Here is a 15,236-nt window from a genome sequence, read left to right on the forward strand (position 1 = left end):
TCACCTTTCTGTCGCATCGTGACACCATCGCTTCAGGAGCACCTGGTATCCACAATGGAAATCCCATCAGTTGTGACGTGCATACATCACGAGTACAGGGGTACTAGGTCCGCTGCATGGAGAGGAGGTAGGGGTGCGCACCGAGTTCCACCAGCAGCTTCGCGCCCTCAATGCCGACCTGGCCCGGATGTGTGAACTGGCGGGTGAAGCCGTGCAACGCGCCACCCTCGGCCTGCTGACAGTGGATCTCGAAGCAGCGGAACGGGTGCTGACCGAGCTCGAGGTGCTCGCGGCGCTGCGCCGCGATGTCGACCGTTCGGCGCTGGCGCTGTTGGCCCGGCAGGCGCCGGTGGCCAGCGACCTCCGCGCTGTGGTCGCGGCCGTGCACATCGCCTCCGATGCCGACCGGATGGGCGGACTCGCCGCGCACATCGCCCGTATCGTTCGGCGCCGCCACCCCGACCCCGTCCTGCCGAACGACGTCGTCGGGCAGTTCTCGGAGATGGGTAGCCTCGCCGTCGACCTGGCCGAGGACGCAGCGTCAGTCATCATCGACGGAGATCCGGTGCGCGCCAGCCGGATACGAGACGATGACGAGGCCATGAACGACATGCACCGCAAGCTCTTCGTCGCGGTGATGTCGCCGCAGTGGACACACGGTGTGCCCGCCGCGATCGACTTGGTGCTGTTGGGCAGGTTCTACGAGAGATTCGCCGACCATGCGGTGGCGATTGCGGCGCGGGTGTTGTTCCGCAGCACCGGGGACACGACTCGCGATCTGGGCCAGTGAACCCGGCCCCTCAGGGCTTGAGGATCACCTTCACCGCGCCGTCCCGTTTCTTCTGAAAGATTTCATAGGCGTGCGGCGCTTCGTCGAGTGACAGCGTGTGGGTGGCGAACGTGTCCACGCCCAACGGATCCTCGTCGGTCAACAGCGGCATGATGTCGTCGACCCAGCGTTTCACGTTGGCCTGTCCCATCCGCAGGGTCACCTGCTTGTCGAACAGCGTCAACATCGGCATCGGATCTGCCGTTCCGCCGTACACACCGATCAGGGAGATGGTGCCGCCCCTGCGGACGATGTCGATCGCCGAGTACAGCGCGTCCAGGCAATCGAGGCCGGCCGTCTGCATCATCTTCTTGCCCACCGCGTCGGGAAGTAGACCGGTGACCCGCTGCGCGACCCGGGCGACAGGTGATCCGTGCGCCTCCATTCCGACGGCGTCGATCACCGAATCGGTGCCCCGGCCGCCGGTCATGTCACGAATCGCATCACCCACGGTGGAGGCGACCTCGTCGAAGTTCACCGTCCGGATCCCGCGAGCACTCGCGCGGGCGAGTCGCTCCGGCACATTGTCGACGGCGATCACGTCGAAACCCTGGTGAGCCGCGATGCGCGCCGCCATGTCCCCGATCGGACCCAGCCCGAGAACAGTCACGGTGCCGCCCTGCGGGATGTCGGCATAGACCACTGACTGCCACGCGGTGGGCAGCACGTCGGACAGGTAGACGAACCGCGAATCCGAGGGCCCCTCAGGGACTTTGATGTGGGTGAACTGCGCCTGCGGGACTCGCAGCAACTCTGCCTGACCACCGGGCACCGACCCGTACAGCTCGGAGAATCCGAACAGCGCAGCCCCCATACCCTGGTCCCGCACCTGGGTGGTCTCACACTGCGTGTACAGCTTGTGATCGCACATGTAACAACTGCCACAGGAGATTTGGAACGGGATCACCACCCGGTCGCCAACGGAGAGGTCGCCGACCTCGCTGCCCACCTCGCGCACGATGCCCATCGGCTCGTGGCCGAGGATGTCGCCTTCGTTCATGAAGGGACCCAGCACTTCGTAGAGGTGCAGGTCCGATCCGCAGATGTTCGTCGACGTGACCTCGATGATTGCGTCAGTGGGCTTTTCGATCTTCGGGTCCGGCACCGTTTCCACCCGCACATCGCGCCTGCCGTGCCACGTAACTGCTTTCATCGGTGCTCCTTCCGCAATGCCGCGCCGGAGATCAGCGCCGCAGTGCGTGCTTTCTTACCCGCCGCCGTGGCGGGTAAACACCAGTCCGCACGGCGAGGCGGCACTGCGCATGATGGAGCGCAACATGCGGGCCGAGCTCGTGGAAGCGGCGAACTGCCTGAAGTGACGACCGGCGCCGGATGCGCAGTTACACATCGCCGCTTCGGGGTATGCCTAGCCGTACCCGTCAGGAAGCAGGAAAGATGAGCTCGTCCCCCAAAATGTTCTATACCCCGCTGTCGATGGCGGTCAGCGTTGCCGGTGGTCTTCTCGCCAGCAAGTTGTTCAGTCAGATCTGGAAGCGCGTGGGCGACGGGGATCAACCCCCGCCCGAGCCCGACGATCTCAGTCAGTCGACGGCCAAGGTGCTGTTCGCGGCTGCCTTGCAGAGTCTGATCTTCGGCTTGGCACGGGCCGCCGTCAATCGCGCGAGCGCACGCAGTTACCAGGCGATCACCCAAGAGTCGCCCGCCTGATAGGCGCCCGCCACACCTGGGATCAGAGTCCGGCGGCGATGGACACCACGAGTCCGCCGAGCATGAACGCGACGATCACGGCGATCAGCGCACCCGTGCTCAGGGACGGGATGAACCGTCGCGGACCGGTGACCGGGGCGGCCGCTCCGTGATACTGGTGGGTCAGCGCATGTCCTTTGCCCCGTCGCAGCAGATACCGGTTCACCGGGTACGCCGCGAAGAAGGCGACGGTCAGCGCAAGCATCATCGCCAGCCAGAACACCGGATTGACCAGGCCGGCGTCCATCGCTCCGGGGATGAGGGCCATGACCGCGTTGTCCACGATCTCCATCGTGGCGATGGACAGCGTGTCGGCGGCCAACACCACAGTCAGCGCGCTCCCCAGCGCCATCCCCGCCTTCAGTAGGGGCAGCGTCGACAGCGTGTAGCCGAAGAAGAACGCCAGACCTACGGCGAGCGCGATGGTCGCGATGGTGGAGAACCCGAGCGCCGTCCCGATCATCAGACCGAGGATCTCGCCGATCGCGCACCCGGTCAGGCAGTGCAGCGTTGCGCTGACCGCCATGGCGTCGACGTTGCCGTGGCCACCGTCGGCATGGTCACCGGGTGAATGGCCCTCGTGTGATCCGCTGTCCACCCGGCCATTGTCTCCGACCGATGAGTTCCGCACCGGGAACTTGTCTACCTGCTCACCACCGCGTAACGCGGCACTGCCACCAGGAGGCGCGAACTGTGAACATCCCGGACACTGCCAGTCGACTGCCGACCGTCGTCGACCGGACCGAATGGCAAGCTGAACTGGACCGGCTGCTGACCAGGGAGAAAGCGCACACCCGAGAAGGTGATGCGATCGCGGCGGCCAGGCGTCGCCTCCCGATGACCGAGGTCGACGCGCAGATGCCGCTGGTCGGTGCCGACGGGGACGTGTCGCTCGTCGATGTGTTCGAGGGACGCACCCAACTTCTGGTCTACCTGCACATGTGGCATGACGGTAAACCCGCCGCGCAGCAGTGTGAAGGCTGCACGTTCTTCACCGGGCACGCGCTGGAACTGTCCTACCTGCACAGTCGCGATCTCACCTACGCGACCATCTGCCAGGGGCCCTACGCTGAGAGCGCCCGATACCGAGACTTCATGGGCTGGCGGATGCCGTGGTACGCCGCCGGTGAATCAGCTGAAAAGCTGCTTGCGGGAAGGCAATTCGGCGCCTACGTGTGCTATCTGCGGGACGGCGATCGGGTGTTCGAGACGTACTGGAACACCGGCCGTGGGACCGAGGCCGGTGCGACGAGCTACCACTTGCTGGACCTCACCGCGTACGGGCGGCAGGAGACCTGGGAGGACTCGCCTGCGGGTTGGCCGCAGCGTTACACCCCGGACGGTGACGAGTTTCGACTCAACGGCAGACCGACGGCGCAGTGGGCCCGACTCGAGGCCGGGCGCTGCGACGATCTCACCGGGTGAGGTGTGTTACCGCCAGGCGAACACGGGCTGCTCGAGACCATCGACCGAGTCATGTCTGCCTTCCAGGCCCAGCCAACGCAGCTGAAGCAGGACCGCACCCGTCGGCGCGTGGATGAGGTCATTGCCCAGCGGTACCTGCACTACGGGGCGGGGACTTTCGGGGATGCTGATGAACCGCGGCGAGTCTTCGCGCAGCAACTGGTGCATCCCAACCCGGTAGACCGCCACCACTTCATCAGGTGCCGGTTCCGGGTCGAGGCGGCCACCTCCCCACACCACGACGGGGGTGATGACGTAGCCGGACCGCGTCGGGTAGTCGTCGAGCAGACCCAGCACGGTGGTCTCGGAAAGTCTGACACCGAGTTCCTCGTCGAGTTCCCGCAGTGCGGCCTCGACCACGGTTTCGCCGGGATCCAGGCGGCCGCCGGGCAAGGCCCACTGTGCGGCGTGGGACGTGAGCCGGGAAGCCCTGCGGCACAGGAGGAAAGCAGCACCGCCTGATACGTCGACCATCCGGCCGTCGAGATCGTCGGGCATCGGCCGTCCGGCGATCCAGTCGTCCACCGGCGCCGGGTCGACCCGGTCCTCACCGGCTTCGGAGTCGACGAGCACAACGGCGACGGCCGCGTGCCGCTTCGTCGGATCGCTCACCACCCGTCGGTCGTGACCTGTGAGATTCGCCCGAATCCGGTCGCGAAGTGCGTCGTCGTAGGTGATGGTCACCGCTCGACCATAGAGCAGCGCCCCGGGCGGTCACCCGCCGTCGTGTGGCGTGGGGCTCTGCTCGGATTCCCATTTCGATTCCAGCGTCCGGTGTACGACGCTGTCGCCGGGCAACTCGAGGTCGAAGGTTTCTCCGTCGTCCCCTTCGAGCGTGACGATGAACATCGGGTCGGCCTCGGAGTTGCCCGAATCCTGGTGAACGCCGTCCTTGTGGACGACCTTGTACTCGCGCGCATCACCGGAATTTCTTTCGGGGAGTTCGAGCGAGATGATGTCACCCGGAGCGACGTTCTCGATGCGGGCATCGTCGGACTGCTCACTCATCCGCGCCTCCGGTGTCCGCGTTCTCCCGTGTCGCCATGCCGCCGCTGCCGCCTTGGTCGGCCGGTCCGGGCCGACCACCCTTCGGTTCGTCGGCCGCTTCGGTGGCTGGTTCGGTGTCTTTTCCCATAGCTGGCTCCTTCGTCTCGGGGGGTGTACCCGGAGAATCCGATGCCCACGCTGCCGACTCAGATGCTCGGCGGCTTCTTGGTCAGCCCTTCGAGCCAGCGCTGAACGCTGTCGCTCACCGACCGCGGCACGCGGTCAGGGTCCATCAGGTCGTTCTCGGCCAGCAGGCTGGCCTCACCGGCGATGGTCTCCTCGGTGAACCGCTGCAGTGTCCGTCCTTCTCCGCGAAGCGATTCCACGGCCTGCAGGAACGAACCGTGTTTCTGCATCGCGCACTCGAAGTCCTCGGCCGAGGCTCCGAGGTGCTCGCTGACCAGATGGTCGCGCACCGAGGTGATCGTCGCGCGGACATGGTCGTATTCGGCGGTGTCCGGATCTGCTTCCACGGCCACATCACACTCGCTGTCGAATCCCTGCGAGCGGTTGTTGAGGTTCGACGAACCGACGCGCAGCAGACGATCGTCGATGACGAGGATCTTAGAGTGGACGTAGATCGCCGTGCCGCCCTCGGTCACCGGCCAGTACACGCTGAAGCGCTGGTGAGTGTCGACGGCCCAGAGTAATTGCAGGAGACGGTACCTCGCGCTGTCCATGGACTGCTCTTCGAGACGGCTCTCCGAATTGCGTGGCATCACGACCACGATCTCCGGACCGTCGGGTTCCTGCAGCCGTTTGGCAAGCGCTTCGGCGAGCGTGCGGGACGCCAGGTATTGATTCTCGAGATAGATGGTGTGGCGGGCGGCCGCTATCGCGGCGAGGTTGAGCGCCTCCACCTCGCGGACCTCGCTGCGCTTCTCCAATTCCGGCAGGGTGCGCATGATCCCGACGTCGACGTTGTGCATGATCGGCTGGAGATCCGACGGCCAGACCTCGTGGTCGACGACCACCTGTGCCACGTACTCGCCGGTCGCCATCCGCCACCGTTCGCGGGCCTGATCACCGAACGCGCGGGCGGCAGCACCGCTCACCGCGACGGCGACCTCATGCCGGGGTCCGTAGGGCTTACCGGCCTCCACCCGGAATTCGTTGTTCTCCAGGTGTTCCCGGGTGTCCCAGCGGTCATGGGTGAGGTCGATGCCGCCACAGAACGCCATCACATCGTCGATGACCACGATCTTCTGGTGATGGACGGCACCGGTCGGATGCGCACCGTCGATGGCGAACTGCAACCGCTCGCGGGTCAGCCAGTTCAACAGAGCCACCGGGGTGAAGTCGCCCCAGAGCCCTTCGAAGGCCGGCAGCAGGCGCAGATTCGACCTCAGGAGATACACATCCAGGTTGGGCCGCACGCGCACCAGCCAGCGCAGGAAGGTGCCCAGCTGATTCGGGCCGGGAAGTGTCTTGCCGCCGCGTTCGAAACTGGTCCTGGTGTCGAAGTCCCACCCGATCAGGAGCACCCTGCGCTGAGCGCGCAGCAGCGCAGCTTTCACGTGGTAGAAGTAGTCGGCACCGTCGACGATGCACGCGAGTTGGTCGGCACGCTCCACACGCCAGCACGTCTCGCCGGGAATCAGCAGGCCATCGCTGTCCATGTCAGGTCGCTCAGTGAACGTCAGAGCTCAGCGCGGACATAGCGGAGTGTTTATCACACCGGCGCACAGACGGGTGATGACAGAATTCTGACTCGGCCCGGCCAGGCTCCAACAAACATGTATGTGCTATGCATATAAAGTGCCGCCGTCCCGCTACGACCACCTCGACGAGCTTCTGACACGCATTCACCTCGCGCGCCAGCGGCCGGCTTGGCGTCGTCGCCTGCTCGACGGCGCCGATTCGGTGACGAACGTGTCGACGCTGCGGGTGCTGCGTGCGGTCGAGGAGTGCCAACGCACCAGAGGCGGGGCCTCCATCCGCGACGTCGCCGAGTTCATGGCCATCGAGCACTCGACCGCCAGTCGCACCGTCGCCGCCGTCGTCGCAGCGGGATTGCTGACCAAAACCTCCGCCCCTGACGATCAGCGTCGCTGCGCGCTGGTGTTGACCGACGTCGGCCGCAAGGTGCTGGCGACCGTCACGGAGAGGCGACGCGACCTGGTCGCCGAGACGATCGCCGACTGGCCCGACACCGATGTCGACACCCTGGTGGCTCTGCTCGACCGTCTGACCGAACGCTTCGAACATGGGGCGGACGCGTGACCGCCGAGGCCACAGCCGTTCCGCTGCGCGCTCGCAGTGCGCTCGGGTTGATGTTCGACCCGGTATTCGGTGCGCTCTTCTGGGGCAAGATGTTCTCCGTCGTCGCGGTGTGGACGCACGGCATCGTCGCGGCGATCGTGATGTACGACGCGACGCGTTCGGCACTGATGGTCGGGCTGGTGGGTGTCGTCCAGTTCGCACCGCAGCTGATCCTGAGTCCCGTCAGCGGCAAGTGGGCCGACACGGGAAACCCGGCGCGGCAGATCCTGCTCGGCAGGGTGTTGTGCGTCGCCGGGTCCGGATTCGTGGCGACGTGGCTGTTTCTCGAGCCCGGAATGCAGGGAACGTCGGCTGCCGTGCCGATCCTCCTCGGGACCGCCCTCGTCGGCTTCGGCTTCGTCGTGGGCGGACCGGCGATGCAGTCGATCGTGCCCAACCTGATCCGTGACGGTGAACTGTCCACGGCGATGGCACTCAACAGCATTCCGATGACCATCGGGCGCATCGTCGGCCCGGCCACCGGCGCCTACCTGGCCGCACATTTCGGCCCGGCGACCGGCTTCGCCGTCAGTACCGCTCTGCACCTGGTGTTCACGATCTTTCTTCTCGTCGTGCGTTTCCCGGCACCTCCGAAGCGCCGGTCCGGCGCGGACTACCGGGTGCGTGCGGCGCTGAAGTACGTCTGGGCCGACCGCCCACTGCTGCTGGCGCTGCTCGCGGTGACGACCGTCGGGTTCGCGTCCGACCCGTCGATCACGTTGACCCCATCGATCGCCGACGAACTCGGCGGCGGAGCCACACTCGTCGGCACACTGTCAGCGGTGTTCGGCATCGGCGCGGCGGTCGGCATGGTGGCACTCGCGCTGATGCGGGGCCGGATGGTGTCGGCACGGGTGTCGAGCATCGGGCTCGCCGGACTCGCCGCCGGCTGCGGAGTGCTCTCCGTCGCGGCCGGACCCGCCGTCGCGATGGCCGGGTTCGGGTTGGCGGGACTGGGCTTCGGCTGGGCCATGACCGGTCTGAGCACCGTCGTCCAGGAACGTGCGCCCGAAGAGTTGCGGGGCCGGATCATGGCGCTGTGGCTCGTCGGGTTCCTCGGCTCGCGCCCGCTCGCGGCAGCCCTGCTGGGCGGCACCGCCGACCTGGTCAGCGTCCAGGCGGCGTTCGCGGTAGCGGCGGTGCTGACCCTGGCGGTGACACTGTGGTGCCGGCCGTCGAACCTCACCGGCCCGCTACCTGCGCACGTGTAGCAGGCTCAGGGGTTGTTGGCCGCGGCGAGCAGTGCGTCGATCGCGGTCTGATCCACGCCGCTGGCCGCAGCGAACATAGCGACCCTGCCGATCGGGAACGATTCGACCATCCGCGCGAGGTCGGTGTCCTCGGCCATCGCACCTGCTGCGCCTGACGCGTCGGCCATCATCGAGGCCATCGCGGCCTGCAGCATCGGACCGCCGACCGGGTGGGCCAGTACGTCGCCGATCGACGACTGGCGTGTCAGCGGAACGGCGACGTCGTCGCCGGTGACCTCGACGTCGACCGACGACCGGATGTCCCGGCTCGATGCGGCGACGTCGACGGTGTAAGTACCGCCTTCGACGATCCAGGAATCGACACGAACATCCCAGTACGCCAGATCTTTCCGGCGCACCGTCAGCTCGACGGCGCGGGTCTCACCAGGATCGAGCGCCACCGTGGTGAAGGCCTTGAGTTCGCGTGGTGGGCGCTGGACTCGACTTCCAGTGCGGGCTGTGTACACCTGGACGATCTCGCGGCCCGACCTGTCCCCGGTGTTGGTCACTGCAACTCGCACCTCCAGATCGCCGCTCCGGTTCTCAACCGCTGTGGCAGAACCGTATTCGAACGTCGTGTACGACAGGCCGTGGCCGAAGGGGAAGGCGACGTCGAGATCGCGGGCGTCATACCAGCGGTAGCCGACGAACAAGCCCTCCCCGTAGCGGACGCGGGAGAACTCGCCCGGAAAATCGAGATGGGCCGGGGTGTCGGACAACCGCAGTGGGATGGTTTCCGTCAGCTTTCCCGACGGGTTGACGTCTCCGAACAGCACATCGGCGATCGCACCGCCGCCCGCTTGCCCCAACAACCAGCCTTCGAGGATCGCCGGCGCCCTGTCGGCGAACGGCAGTGCGACGACTCCACCGTTGGACAGCACGACGATCGTGTTCGGGTTCACGTCGAGCACGGCATCGAGCAGGGCCAACTGCCCCGCAGGCAGGTCGATGTCGTCGCGGTCGTATCCCTCCGACTCCAGACCGGAGGGCAGGCCGAGGAAGACCACGGCGGTGCCGGCTCGCGATGCCGCTTCCACGGCTTCGTGACGAAGGCGCACCGACTCTTCTTCACCGGTATCCGGGGCAGTGCTGAAACCCGCTGCATACGTGATGTTTCCGGCAGCCAGGGACCGGATCCCGTCGAGCGCGTTGTCCAGTCGTGTGGGGTTGATCCGCGACGAACCAGCCCCCTGATAGCGCGGTTCGGCGGCGAAGGCACCGATGACGGCGACGTCGGTGTCCTTCAGTAGCGGAAGTACGTGGCCGTCGTTCTTCAGAAGCACGATCGACCGGCCGGCGGCCTCCCGGGCGAGGGCGTGGTGGGCGTCGGCGTCGAGGGGTCCCGCAGCCGACCCTGTCCCGTCCAGCGCTCGGCGCAGGAGGCTCAGGATCCGGTGCGCCGCGGTGTCGACGATGCCCTCGTCGAGTGATCCGTTCTCCACCGCCTCGACGATCTGGGCGTCGGTGACACCGTTCGACGACGGCATCTCGAGGTCCAGTCCGGCTTCGATCGCGGCGACACGGTCGTTGACCGCGCCCCAGTCCGATACGACGACGCCGTCGAAGCCCCACTGGTCGCGGAGAACCTGGGTGAGAAGCCAGTGGTCCTCGGACGCGTATACCCCGTTGATGCGGTTGTAGGAGCACATGACGGTCCACGGCTGGGCGTTCTAGACGGCGTATTCGAAGCCGCGCAGGTAGATCTCGCGCAACGGCCGGGGATCGACGTCGGCGCTGACCCGCAGCCGATCGGTCTCCTGGTTGTTGGCCGCGAAGTGCTTGAGGGAGGCGCCGACGCCCTGGGACTGGATACCGTCGATCAGCGCGGCACCCAACCGGCCTGCAATCACCGGGTCTTCGGAGAAGTACTCGAAGTTGCGGCCGCACAGCGGCGATCGTTTGATGTTGATACCCGGGCCGAGCAGCACCGCGACGCCCTCGATCGACGCCTCGACACCGAGGGCCCGGCCCACCCGGGTCACGAGTTCGGCATCCCACGAGGAGCCGAGGCCCACTGCAGGCGGAAAACAGGTCGCGGGCACGCTGTCACCGATGCCGAGGTGGTCGCCACCTTCGCGCTGCTTGCGCAGGCCGTGTGGGCCATCGGTCAGCATCATCGACGGAATTCCGATTCGCTCAAGCGGTTTCGTCCACCAGAAGTTGGCGCCGCTGGTGAGCGAGGCCTTCTCCACGAGCGAGAGGCCGGCAGGTGTCGGGTCGTCAGCAGCCGAGGTGGTCACCTGATCCATTGTGCATATCGCGTGGCCGTGCGCCGAAGACCTGCTCAATCACCGTTCCAGAACGGCGGCCAGTGCGTCGTCGAGGATGCCCAGGCCGGAATCCAGTTCGGCGTCGGTGACCGTCAACGGTGGCGCGATACGGAAGATGCCGCCCATGCCGGGCAATTGCACGATGTTCATGTGCAAGCCGCGTTCCAGGCACGCGACGGTGACTTCGGCTCCCAGAGTTTCGGCCGGCGCCTTGCTGGCTTTGTCCGAGACCAGCTCGATGCCCTGCAGCAGGCCGCGCCCACGGACGTCGCCGACCTGTTCGTAGCGATCCCGCATCTTGCCCAATCTTTCCGCCAGCGTTCGGCCGAGGGTCTCTGCGCGGGCAACCAGACCGTCCCGTTCGACGACGGTGAGGACGGTCAGCGCGACGGCGGCGGCCAGCGGGTCCGAGACGTGTGTGGTGAAGAAGAGGAAACCTCGTTCATGACAGACGCTTTCGATCTCATCGCTGGTGAGCACCACAGCTACCGGCAGTCCCGCGCCGAGTGTCTTCGACAGGGTGAGCAGGTCCGGGACGATCCCCTCCCGCTCGAACCCGTACATCTGCCCGGTGCGCCCCACGCCCGTCTGGGCCTCGTCGACGATCAACAGCATGTCGCGTTCTGCGCACAGTTCCTTCAGACGACTCAGGTAACCCGGCGGAGGCTCGATGATCCCGCCGGAGGACAGAATCGGTTCGACCAGGCACGCCGCCAGACTCCCCGAAGACTGCGCGTCGACGGCCGCAAAACCGTAGTCGAGTTCGGACTTCCAGTCGTAGCTGCCGTCGGTGTGACGGAACGGCGACCGGTAGGCATTCGGTGTCGGCAGCGTGAGGTTGCCGGGCATCGGGGGGCCGTAGCCACGCCGCCCGGCGCTGAACGTCGCGGAGGCCGCACCCGATGTCATCCCGTGCCAGGACCGATCAAAGGAGACGATCTCGTATTTCCCGGTGTAGAGCTTCGCCATCTTGATGGCGGCCTCGTTGGACTCCGCACCGGTGCTCAACAGCAGCATCCTGGTCAGCGGCGCGGGCAGAGTCGCGCAGAGCGCCTTGGCGAGTTCGACCACGGGCACGCTGAGCATTCCGCTGTACAGGTGGTCGAGTGTGGAGATCGCCGTGCTGACCGTGGTCACGATATCGAGATGCGAGTGTCCGAGAACGGAACTCATCTGCCCGGAGGTGAAGTCGAGGATCGCGGCTCCGTCCTGGTCGTAGACGTAGCTCCCCTTCGCCCGGGTGATGATGCGCGGCACGAACGATCCGCCGTATCGCACCATGTGTCGCTCGGCGGCATGCCAGAACTGCTCTGTGTTCGTCACTGAATCCCTTTCCGCGACAGGCCTCGGCTGAGTCAGGGCTGGATCGTCGTTTCGGCGTCTATGACCGACATCGCCTCCAGCAATGCCTGTTGTTGATCGGCGGTCCCCTGTGCGTCGATGGCAAGCAGGTACGTCGCGTCCGTGCCCGGTATCACCACTGTCTTGCGCGCCACGAACACCGACTGGCCGTCTTTGTAGAGGGTTCCGGCGATCTGGGCCGCGTCAAAACCGGAAAGAGTTCCAGGGCTGCCCGTCTCGGGTCCGTCATAGCCCGGCTGATTCCGGACAGCATTGGGCGCAAGTTCCAGGATCCTGGCTGGATCGACCTCGCCACCGCTGAGGCGCGCCATGCTTGCGACGATCACAGGGGGGTTGGGCCCCCCGGCGGCGCTTTCGAGCACGATCGCTCCGTAAGCGTCTTTGGGTGTATTCGGACCAACATCCATCCAGCCCGGTGGCGTCGGCAGATCGAGCTGGGGTGCGGTGGCGTCGCCGCGACTCACCATGATCTGGGTGATGCCATTTTCGTCCAGGTAGTCGCCGACGGTGGTTGCCGGTTGCTCCGCCTGCCCAGGTGTACTCGTTGGGGCGCTGCTCGTCTCAGCGGAGGACGAGGTCGTGGTCTGCTCCGAAGTCGTTGCCTCCGTGGCGCTGTCCGTACCACACCCGGCCAGCCCCAGAGTCAGCACGATCGCCGCGGTCCCGAGCACCACCTTTGTTGTCTGCGTTCCCATGAGCTCGTCCCTCTGCGTGTGCGGTGCCTGATCTCGACTAGGGCTGACGGTAGTGCATGAACTTTTTGTCGCGCAGGATTGAGCGCCCCGATGGCGGACAGGCGACCGGTGCCGGTATCCGAGACCGGTTACTTCTCGACACGTGTCAGGGGTCGCCGCCGCAGCAGTTCGTCGGGGTGAATGGGCCCGATTGATTCGCGGTGGAGTGGTGCCGTCGGTCCAGCCCAGCCCGACCGGAGACCGTGACTTCTGTCCGAGGTACCGACGGAGCTTGTCGAACACGGTGAGGATCGTCCTGACATGGTCCTCACCCAGCGTCTCGGCGGCCACCGCTTCGGCGACCGCCGGCAGCGGCGGTCCGATTGGGGATAACTCGACGTGAGAACGCCGCCTACGACTCCTTCTCGTCGCTGTCGTCGTCCGTCGGCAGTGCCTGCGCGCCAGGCGTGGCGGGAGCCAGCACCTCGTCGTCGACGGTCGGTTCCTGGCCTTCGTTCGGTCCTGTGGTCATGGTCGTGAGCCCTCCGATAGCAGTTGCGCACAGCCACTCCGGACTGTGTGTCTGTCTCCTACCCCGAATGCGGTTCGGCAATCATCGGTTTCGTCTCGGGCCATCGGGGCACTCTGCGTCATGGCATTCAAACTGACGTATACGGATGGACAAGAGGCCGAGTACGACGACGACACCGCATGGGAAGTCGACGACGGCGTTCTGAAGATGGGGCGCACAGAGGGCGACTGGACCGTACTCGTTTCGCCCAGTCACTGGGCCGTGGTCGAGGTGGGTAGCGCGGCGGCGCGCACCTCCGACAAGGACGACAACCAGAAGGACGACTCGGAGGACGACTCGAAAGACGACTCCGACGATGACGACAAGGACAAGGACAAGGACAAGGCCGAAGACTGACCCCGGGAGACTCGGCAATGCAACACGAGTGTGAGGGCAGTGGCACCGAACTCACCGCCGATCCGCCGGCCGCTGAGGCGGCAGCGTGTCCGGTGTGTGGACGTGCGACGGGAGTCGAACCGGCAGAACCCGGGGCGGGCAAGAACTTCCGGATCGCCAGCCATCAGACAGTGGTCAACGAGTCCCGCTGAGCCGAGGGTCCGCGGTCCAGGTCTGCGTTTCGCTGCGGGACACCACCGCTCCGCGGTGGATGACGACACGATCGGCCGGGGCATTGGCGATGACGTCGACCACGCTGGTTCCGCGCACCGCGAGCAGTTCCGCGCAGCCGCCCACCCACGGGCCCGCTGCGGGTAATCCGAGCACGGCGCGAGCCTCCTCGGTCACCATCGCCAGCGCGACATCAGGATGCAGGTGACCGGCGATCACCGCGAGCATCGCGGTCTCCAGGGCGTCGCTGCGCCCCAGTGGGTTGAACGGGTCGCGAACGTTGTCGGCACCCGCCGCAACACGCACCCCGGCGGCGCGCAGCGGTTCGATCGCCGTGATGCCGCGCGGCGTGGCGGCCGGTTGGTCGCGGCCCTGCAGGTACAGATTGGTGATCGGGTTGGCGACCACGCCCATCCCGGCGCCGGCGATCCGCGGCACCAGGACGTCCAGTTCAGACCGTGTCATGGTGCCGAGCCTGGTGCAGTGGCTCGCGGTTCGATTCCGATCAGGTGGCCACTGCCCCGCCCGGTCCGCGTAGGCGCCGACGGTGTGGTGGTCGCCGTCGAGGAACTCATCGGTGTGCAGGTCGGTGCCCACACCTCGCGCCTCCGCGACACCCAGCAATCGGGTGAGTTCGGCGTGCGGATCGGGCGCACTGTGCGGGGACCCACCCACCAGGTCGGCACCGGCATCCAGTGCGGCGTGCAACAGATCGGCCGACGAGTAGGTCTTGATCAGCGCGACGATCTCGATGTCGATGAGTTCGCGCAGTTCCCGCCGTACCGCCGCGACGGCCCGGATTCCCCGCAGCGGGTCGTCCCCGGCGAGGATGTCGACGTGGGTTCGCACCGCCGTCGTACCGTTGCGGACCAGCGCGAGGGCTGCGGCACGCGCCCGGCACCGGAACGACTCCTCGTCGAACTGAGCTGAACCTCGCTTCCACGCGGCGATCGCGTCATGCAGGTCGCCCAGTGGCGGCTGCAGCGTGTCCCACGACATCGCCTTGTCCAGATGCGCATGCGGTTCGGCGGGAGCTGTGATGAGCAGATACCCACTCAGGTCGACGACGTCGTCGGCCGTGGGTGCGCTCCCGATCGATCCGGCTGGATCGACGGCGGTCACCACGGCGTGCTCGCCCTCGCGCCCGACCCGGACATCGACCACCGAACCATCGGCCAAGGTCGCTCCGAGCAGCGTGGACACCGGCCGCGCCCCCGGCGATGTGTGCGTCAC

General features: G+C 66.4%; 16 protein-coding genes and 1 pseudogene. 7 read left to right on the forward strand and 10 right to left on the reverse strand.

Annotated elements, in window-relative coordinates; genetic code table 11:
• Window positions 1-133 precede the first annotated feature (133 nt).
• Window positions 134-790, forward strand: a complete 657-nt coding sequence (gene phoU / locus ABDC78_RS28145; protein WP_178358211.1) for a phosphate signaling complex protein PhoU — start codon at window positions 134-136, stop codon at window positions 788-790.
• Between the two features lie 10 nt (window positions 791-800).
• Here phoU and ABDC78_RS28150 read toward each other — a convergent pair whose 3' ends face one another.
• Complete coding sequence (locus tag ABDC78_RS28150; protein WP_178358210.1) at window positions 801-1,982, reverse strand: zinc-dependent alcohol dehydrogenase; 1,182 nt, start codon at window positions 1,980-1,982, stop codon at window positions 801-803.
• Between the two features lie 242 nt (window positions 1,983-2,224).
• Between ABDC78_RS28150 and ABDC78_RS28155 the strand changes: the two genes are divergently transcribed.
• Entirely contained in the window at window positions 2,225-2,497 is a 273-nt protein-coding gene (locus ABDC78_RS28155; protein ID WP_178358209.1) for a DUF4235 domain-containing protein, read from the forward strand.
• A gap of 22 nt (window positions 2,498-2,519) precedes the next feature.
• Here the strand turns inward: ABDC78_RS28155 and ABDC78_RS28160 are convergent, their stop codons facing one another.
• Window positions 2,520-3,134, reverse strand: a complete 615-nt coding sequence (locus tag ABDC78_RS28160; RefSeq protein ID WP_347133256.1) for a DUF4396 domain-containing protein — start codon at window positions 3,132-3,134, stop codon at window positions 2,520-2,522.
• 95 nt (window positions 3,135-3,229) lie between these two features.
• On the opposite strand from ABDC78_RS28160, the gene ABDC78_RS28165 reads away from it, so the two are divergent.
• On the forward strand, window positions 3,230-3,961 hold the full coding sequence (locus tag ABDC78_RS28165; RefSeq protein WP_347133257.1) for a DUF899 family protein: 732 nt from the start codon (window positions 3,230-3,232) through the stop codon (window positions 3,959-3,961).
• 6 nt (window positions 3,962-3,967) lie between these two features.
• Here ABDC78_RS28165 and ABDC78_RS28170 read toward each other — a convergent pair whose 3' ends face one another.
• The 4 genes from ABDC78_RS28170 to ABDC78_RS28185 are packed head-to-tail and all read right to left on the reverse strand — an operon-like array spanning window position 3,968 to window position 6,666.
• Window positions 3,968-4,684, reverse strand: coding sequence for a CoA pyrophosphatase (locus tag ABDC78_RS28170; RefSeq protein WP_178358207.1), 717 nt, complete (start codon window positions 4,682-4,684; stop codon window positions 3,968-3,970).
• Between the two features lie 30 nt (window positions 4,685-4,714).
• Complete coding sequence (locus ABDC78_RS28175) at window positions 4,715-5,008, reverse strand: hypothetical protein (RefSeq protein ID WP_178358206.1); 294 nt, start codon at window positions 5,006-5,008, stop codon at window positions 4,715-4,717.
• Window positions 5,001-5,135 (reverse strand): hypothetical protein, encoded by a 135-nt coding sequence (locus ABDC78_RS28180; RefSeq protein WP_256735973.1) that lies wholly within the window; start codon window positions 5,133-5,135, stop codon window positions 5,001-5,003. Before ABDC78_RS28180 ends, ABDC78_RS28175 begins: the two co-directional genes overlap by 8 nt.
• Before the next feature lie 58 nt (window positions 5,136-5,193).
• Window positions 5,194-6,666, reverse strand: coding sequence for a phospholipase D-like domain-containing protein (locus ABDC78_RS28185; protein ID WP_178358205.1), 1,473 nt, complete (start codon window positions 6,664-6,666; stop codon window positions 5,194-5,196).
• A gap of 121 nt (window positions 6,667-6,787) precedes the next feature.
• On the opposite strand from ABDC78_RS28185, the gene ABDC78_RS28190 reads away from it, so the two are divergent.
• Together ABDC78_RS28190 and ABDC78_RS28195 are read left to right on the forward strand one after the other, a co-directional pair.
• Complete coding sequence (locus ABDC78_RS28190; RefSeq protein ID WP_178358204.1) at window positions 6,788-7,270, forward strand: MarR family winged helix-turn-helix transcriptional regulator; 483 nt, start codon at window positions 6,788-6,790, stop codon at window positions 7,268-7,270.
• Entirely contained in the window at window positions 7,267-8,520 is a 1,254-nt protein-coding gene (locus tag ABDC78_RS28195; RefSeq protein ID WP_178358203.1) for an MFS transporter, read from the forward strand. The genes ABDC78_RS28190 and ABDC78_RS28195 overlap by 4 nt, the downstream gene beginning before the upstream one ends.
• 5 nt (window positions 8,521-8,525) lie before the next feature.
• On the opposite strand, the pseudogene ABDC78_RS28200 reads toward ABDC78_RS28195, so the two are convergent.
• The 3 genes and pseudogenes from ABDC78_RS28200 to ABDC78_RS28210 form a co-directional block, all read right to left on the reverse strand.
• Window positions 8,526-10,808: pseudogene (locus ABDC78_RS28200) on the reverse strand (glycoside hydrolase family 3 C-terminal domain-containing protein).
• A 39-nt stretch (window positions 10,809-10,847) separates the two neighbouring features.
• A complete protein-coding gene (locus ABDC78_RS28205; RefSeq protein WP_178358270.1) occupies window positions 10,848-12,110 on the reverse strand; it encodes an aspartate aminotransferase family protein in 1,263 nt (420 codons plus the stop codon).
• 74 nt (window positions 12,111-12,184) lie between these two features.
• Window positions 12,185-12,886, reverse strand: coding sequence for an LpqN/LpqT family lipoprotein (locus ABDC78_RS28210; protein WP_178358202.1), 702 nt, complete (start codon window positions 12,884-12,886; stop codon window positions 12,185-12,187).
• A 631-nt stretch (window positions 12,887-13,517) separates the two neighbouring features.
• On the opposite strand from ABDC78_RS28210, the gene ABDC78_RS28215 reads away from it, so the two are divergent.
• Window positions 13,518-13,793: a hypothetical protein gene (locus ABDC78_RS28215; RefSeq protein WP_178358201.1), complete on the forward strand. Its 276-nt coding sequence runs from the start codon at window positions 13,518-13,520 to the stop codon at window positions 13,791-13,793.
• 17 nt (window positions 13,794-13,810) lie between these two features.
• Complete coding sequence (locus ABDC78_RS28220) at window positions 13,811-13,984, forward strand: hypothetical protein (protein ID WP_178358200.1); 174 nt, start codon at window positions 13,811-13,813, stop codon at window positions 13,982-13,984.
• Here the strand turns inward: ABDC78_RS28220 and ABDC78_RS28225 are convergent.
• Window positions 13,968-15,236, reverse strand: a complete 1,269-nt coding sequence (locus ABDC78_RS28225; RefSeq protein ID WP_347133258.1) for a cytosine deaminase — start codon at window positions 15,234-15,236, stop codon at window positions 13,968-13,970. The genes ABDC78_RS28220 and ABDC78_RS28225 overlap by 17 nt on opposite strands.

Source organism: Mycobacterium sp. DL (assembly GCF_039729195.1).
GTDB lineage: Bacteria > Actinomycetota > Actinomycetes > Mycobacteriales > Mycobacteriaceae > Mycobacterium > Mycobacterium hippocampi_A.